General features: G+C 66.5%; 7 protein-coding genes. 2 read left to right on the top strand and 5 right to left on the bottom strand.

Going from position 1 to position 5276, the window contains the following annotated elements:
• From sphsw_RS20900 to sphsw_RS14300, 5 genes are all read right to left on the bottom strand, one after another.
• The coding region (locus sphsw_RS20900; protein WP_160172649.1) for an N-succinylarginine dihydrolase at nt 1-100 on the bottom strand (100 nt) is incomplete at its 3' end.
• Nucleotides 100-1143 (bottom strand): arginine N-succinyltransferase, encoded by a 1044-nt coding sequence (locus sphsw_RS14285; RefSeq protein ID WP_031441203.1) that lies wholly within the window; start codon nt 1141-1143, stop codon nt 100-102. The genes sphsw_RS14285 and sphsw_RS20900, both read right to left, overlap by 1 nt.
• Before the next feature lie 10 nt (nt 1144-1153).
• Complete coding sequence (locus sphsw_RS14290) at nt 1154-2359, bottom strand: hydrolase (protein ID WP_031441204.1); 1206 nt, start codon at nt 2357-2359, stop codon at nt 1154-1156.
• A gap of 38 nt (nt 2360-2397) precedes the next feature.
• A complete protein-coding gene (locus tag sphsw_RS14295) occupies nt 2398-3273 on the bottom strand; it encodes a DUF481 domain-containing protein (protein WP_234387715.1) in 876 nt (291 codons plus the stop codon).
• Between the two features lie 122 nt (nt 3274-3395).
• A complete protein-coding gene (locus sphsw_RS14300; RefSeq protein WP_031441205.1) occupies nt 3396-3890 on the bottom strand; it encodes an RNA pyrophosphohydrolase in 495 nt (164 codons plus the stop codon).
• A gap of 215 nt (nt 3891-4105) precedes the next feature.
• Between sphsw_RS14300 and sphsw_RS14305 the strand changes: the two genes are divergently transcribed.
• Nucleotides 4106-5035, top strand: a complete 930-nt coding sequence (locus tag sphsw_RS14305; protein WP_031441206.1) for a histone deacetylase family protein — start codon at nt 4106-4108, stop codon at nt 5033-5035.
• Between the two features lie 9 nt (nt 5036-5044).
• Nucleotides 5045-5276: deoxyribodipyrimidine photo-lyase (locus sphsw_RS14310; RefSeq protein ID WP_031441207.1), on the top strand; the 232-nt coding region annotated here is incomplete at its 3' end.

Raw genomic sequence — 5276 nt, forward strand, 5'->3', positions numbered from 1 at the left:
TACGGGTCGCGGCCAGGTTGCCTGGGCTCAGCCCTGCGTAATTGTGACTGGGACCGATCAGGCCGTCGAAGTTGATCTCGACCAGGTTGGCGCCGCGCATCAGAGGCGCGCCACGTGGAGGACGGATGCGCCTTCGCTGACGTCCAGCGCCGCTGCGCAGCCTCGCGAGAGGGCGATGCCATCGGCCACCGGGCGGATATCGCCGAACGCACACCGGAAATCCGCCAGCGTACCCGTCGCGACCAGCGCTTCGGTCGTGACGTCGCTGGCGGGCAGGGTGTCCGCGATCGTCACGACCTGGGCCGTGCGCGCATCCGCGATCGACCGGACCTTGTCGGTGCGCGCGGTCATCGTCGGCCCGCCGTCGAAGATGTCGACATAGTTTTCAAACGCGAACCCCTCATTCTCGAGCATCCGCATCGCCGCCCGGCCGGAGGGGTGCGGCAGGCCGATCGCGGCACGCGCGGTCTCGGACAGCATCGCGGTGTAGATCGGATGCTTCGGCATCAGATCGGCGATGAACTGATGCCCATTGATCGCATTGAACTGATCGGCGTCCTGGAAATTCATCCCGAAGAACCGCCCCGCCAGACCGTCCCAGAACGGCGAACCACCCGCCTCGTCGATGATCCCGCGAAGCTCGGCCAGGATCCGGTCGGCGAATCGGGCGCGATGCGCCTTGATGAAGAGATAGCGGCTGCGCGCGAGCAGCAGGCCCAGCCCGCCGGCCCGCTCGCCCGGATGCAGAAACAGCCCGCCGACCTCGCTCGACCCCTCGAGATCGGTGGCGAGGCTCAGCATGTCGGCGCGGAAGGTTCGCGAGAGCTCGCGGCTGTGCTGCGTCAGCGTGCCGATCCGGTAGCTGTAGAAGGGCCAGCTCTGACCGACATGCGTGAACAGCTGACACGTGCCGCGGACTTCCCCCGTCTCGCAATTCTCGAGGACAAGGACGAACAGTTCGTCGCTGACCACGCCGTCTTCGGCGGGCGCGGTCCGGGCGAAAGCGGCGTGGCTGCGTTCGAGCTTGGCGCGCAGCGCGCGGCGATCGGGGGGCAGGTTGGTAAAGCCCCCACCGGTCAGCTTGGCCATCTCGTACAAGGGCTGGAGGTCGCTATCGACCGCCGCGCGGATCCGGAAACTCACAGATGCGTCCTCATAAGCCGTTCTCGCAGATTCGCAGGATGGTGACCGCGGACAGCGCCGCCCGCTCGGTCAGACTCTCGGGGATCATGAATTCGTCCGGCGAATGGATCGCGCCGCCGCGGACCCCCATGGTGTCGACGACCGGCACGCCCGCGGCCGCGATGTTGTTGCCGTCGCACACGCCCCCGGTCGCTTTCCAGGCGATGTCCAGGCCCAGGTCCGCGCCGCTCGCCTTGACCAGCGCGAACAAGTGCGCGGCCCCCGTATCGATCGGCTTGGGCGGACGATTGAAGCCGCCATGGACCGCAATCTGGACGTCATGCTCGGCCGCCACCGTCGCGACGACGGCGTCGATATGCGCGCGGGCCTGGGTGATGTCCTCGCGCGTCGCCGGGCGGAAGTTGATGCGAAGAACGGCGACGTCGGGAACGACGTTGTTGGGTCCGCCGCCATCGATCCTTGCGGGATTGACGGACAGCCCGGGCCTGCGGACCTTTGACAGCTGGACCGCGATATCGGCGGCCGCGACCAGCGCGTTGCGGCCCTCTTCAGGATTGCGGCCGGCGTGCGCGCTCCGGCCGCGGACGGTGATCGAGAAATTACCCGTGCCACCGCGTGCGCCGGCCAGCGTGCCGTCAGCAAGCGCCGGCTCGTAGGTCAGCGCTGCAATCTTCCCTTGCGCCGCGCGAGCGAGCAGGGCCGCAGACGAGAAGGAGCCGGTCTCCTCGTCCGAGTTGATCACCACGTCATACCCGATCCGCCGACCCAGCGGGCTGGCCTCGATCGTCTTGAGCGCGGCCAGCATCACGGCCAGCCCGCCCTTCATGTCGGCGACGCCGGGTCCGTTGATCGTGCCATCCGGCAGATTCCGCAATGTCTGGAACATGTGGTCGTGCGGATAGACCGTGTCCATGTGACCGGTGAACAGCATCCGCATCGCGGCATCCGGGCGAACGCGAAGATGGAGATGCCGACCGTGGTCCAGCGGGTTTACGGTGCCATCGGTCGCGACGCTATCGGCCGGTTCGGGCTCGACAAGTGTGATATCGCCGGGAAGACACGAAAACGCGTCGGCGAGCAGCCCCGCCATCGTCGCCAGCCCCTCCAGGTTGCGCGTGCCGCTGTTGACCGCGGCCCAGCTTTCCACCTGCTGCAGCATCGCGGCCGCATCAAGCCTGGCGACCGCGCCTGTTTCGTCGTGCGAAAGTCCTCTCATCCCCCGACCCTAGCCTCGCGCGGCGCGGGGGGGAACCGTCAGAAGCTGTAAACCAGCGCGGCGCGGCTGGTCGTGTCGGTCGTCATCGATCCCGCCGGCGGTTCGCTTTCATATTGAACGGCATAGGACAGCGAAGCCGATAGCGGACCGATCAGTTTCGCGGTCAGCGAAGTGGTTCCACCAAGCGTGCTGTTGAACCGCTGGACATAGGCGGATGCGACTTGGGTGACCGACAGGCCGTTGGTGATCCGCCAGCTGAAGTTCAGCGTCCCGCGTCCGGCGATCGCGCTCTGGTTCGTGTCGTCGGTGAACTCGGTGTTCCGATATGCCGGCCCCAATTCGAGATCGAGCTTGGTCCGTGCCGATTTGAGCACGCTGTACCCGCCGCCGACCGAGACCGAATAGCGGTTATTATAGCCGAGGAACCGATCCCCTTCATACTGCGCCGCGCCATAGATATAGGCGCGGTCATCGATCTTGTAGTTGGGTTCGTAGGAGGCGAGATAATGCTCTCGCACGGCGACATTCTGATTTTCCTGGTAATCCGCCTGGGCGTGGAATTTCTGCCGCCAGCGCAGGCCTTCGCGGGTCAGGTCGACAACCGCAGTACCGCCGGCCGTGTCCGAATTGCCGGTCGTGAGATAGCCGCCCACTTCGGCGCGGCCGCTCCAGAGGTCGAGGAAGCTGGCCTGACGGATGACCTGTGTGCGTTGGGCGGCGCGATCGGCCTTCCACTTTTCCGCGATTGCCAGAACCGCGTCGCCGCTGAGCGGGTCGGCCGCGCGGGCATATTTGACGATTGTCGAGACATCGCTCTCGTTACCCGCATCGAGTGCAGCATCGAGCATCGCGCGGATATTTTCCGGGATCATCACGGTCTGGGCGATGGCGGCCGCGGGGGCCAATGCCGTCACCAGGAGGCCGGCGAAAAGCGGGAGACGGAAACAGCGCATAATCGGGTCAAAATCGCGACAGGAGGAGGGGCTGGATCGGCACACAGCGTTCCGTAGCGTCACCACGCCGCGTTGGGAACGGTTCAGCGCGGTCCGCTTGCGCCGAGATGTGGCGCGAAGGCGGCCAGCACCTCCTCGTAGAGGCGTTTCTTGAACGGAACGATCACTGCGGGGAGTTCGGCGGGGTCGATCCAGCGCCAGGCATCGAATTCCGCATGTTCCGTGTCGATCGCGATATCCCCGTCATCGCCGTGGAAGCGGTAGAGGAACCAGCGCTGCCGCTGGCCGCGCCAACGGCCCTTCCAGACCTTGCCCAGAAGTTCGGGGGGAAGATCGTAGACGAACTCGCCCGGGGCCTGCGCGATCAGCGTGACCTTGTCGGGTGAAACGCCGGTTTCCTCGCCCAGTTCGCGAAGGGCCGCGGCCTCAGGGTCCTCGCCGGGGTCGATCCCGCCCTGCGGCATCTGCCACGCGTCGAGCGTCGAGTCGCTGCGGCGGCCCACGAACACCCGGCCCGCTCCGTTGATCAGCATGATGCCCGCGCAGGGACGATAGGGCAGGGTGGTCGGATCGGTCATCCCTGCCCATTCGGGTGTTTCCTGACCGTCTGCAAGCCCGAAGGCGGTCGAGCCGCGCCACGCGATCATGCATCCTCCGAAAGGACTCCGCGTTGAGCGAAGGACATGGTGGTCGCGTATGATAGGAGCAGGGGGATGAGGCGGACCTTGGTGAAGTGGCGGGGTTTGTCCGCGCCGTCGACGATCGGCGCGGATCAATCGTGCGGTCGGTCGCGATGATCCATGTTGTCCACCATCCCGATTATGTGACCCCGGCGCCCGCCCGGTCGACCTATCGCTGGAACAAGAACGGGCTCATCCGCGATCTGCTGCGCGCGCATGGCAGCGCGGTGGCCTGGCACGAGCCGCGCGCGACGCCGCGTGAATGGCTCGAGGCGGTCCATGAGCCGGACTATGTCGCCGAGGTTCTCGAAGCCCGCGTGCCGCCCTTGAAGGAACGCAGGATCGGCTTTCCGGTCAGCGCCCCCGTTGCCCGCCGCGCCGCGATCGTTCCCGACGGCACCTGGGTCGCCGCGGTGCTCGCGCTGCGCCACGGCTTTGCCGCCAATACCGCGGGCGGCAGTCATCATGCGCTCGCCGATACGGGCGCGGGCTACTGCGTGTTCAACGATCTCGCCGTCGCTGCGGTCCGGCTGGTCGAGGAGGGCAGCGTCGAGCGGGTCCTGGTGGTCGATTGCGACGTCCATCAGGGCGATGGCACCGCCGCGCTGCTCGCGGGCCGGCCGGGAATCGCCACCTATTCGATCCATGCGGACAAGAACTTTCCGGTGCGAAAAGCGCAGTCGACGCTCGACGTACCGCTGCCTGACGGCGTCGACGATGACCAGTATCTGGCGACGCTGGAAGAGACGCTGGTCCCGCTGCTCGATTCCTTTGGCGCCGACCTGATCCTGTATCAGGCGGGGGTGGATCCCTTTGCAGGAGACCGGCTCGGCCGGCTGTCGCTGACGCTCGACGGACTGGTACGACGCGAACGCCTGATCGCGCGGCTGGCGATCGCGCGTGGCATCCCGCTGGCGAGCACCGTCGGCGGCGGCTATGGCGACGATGCGCTCGCCATTGCCGAGCGCCATGTCACTGCGATCATGACACTTGGTGCGGCATTCGAGGATGCCAAGGGAACCGCAATGGCCTCCAAAGTGTAGCAGCAGGCGATGACAACACCCGTACTTCTCTGGCTTCGCCAGGACCTTCGCCTGCATGACCACCCGGCGCTCGTCGCCGCCACGCAGGAAGGGCCGGTGATCCCCGTCTATATCCTCGACGACGACGCGCCCGGCGACTGGGCAATCGGCGGTGCCCAGCGCTGGTGGCTCCATCACAGCCTCGAGGCGTTCGCCAAGTCGCTCGACAAGAAGGGCTCCCGCCTCATCCTGCGGCGGGGCG

This window comes from Sphingomonas sp. FUKUSWIS1 (assembly GCF_000733135.1).
In the GTDB taxonomy this organism is placed as follows: domain Bacteria; phylum Pseudomonadota; class Alphaproteobacteria; order Sphingomonadales; family Sphingomonadaceae; genus Sphingomonas; species Sphingomonas aerolata.

Coding starts and splice junctions, on each gene's coding strand:
- sphsw_RS14290 (WP_031441204.1), bottom strand. CDS start 2,359: ATGAGAGGACTTTCGCACGACGAAACAGGCGCGGTCGCCAGGCTTGAT.
- sphsw_RS14300 (WP_031441205.1), bottom strand. CDS start 3,890: ATGACCGATCCGACCACCCTGCCCTATCGTCCCTGCGCGGGCATCATG.
- sphsw_RS14305 (WP_031441206.1), top strand. CDS start 4,106: ATGATCCATGTTGTCCACCATCCCGATTATGTGACCCCGGCGCCCGCC.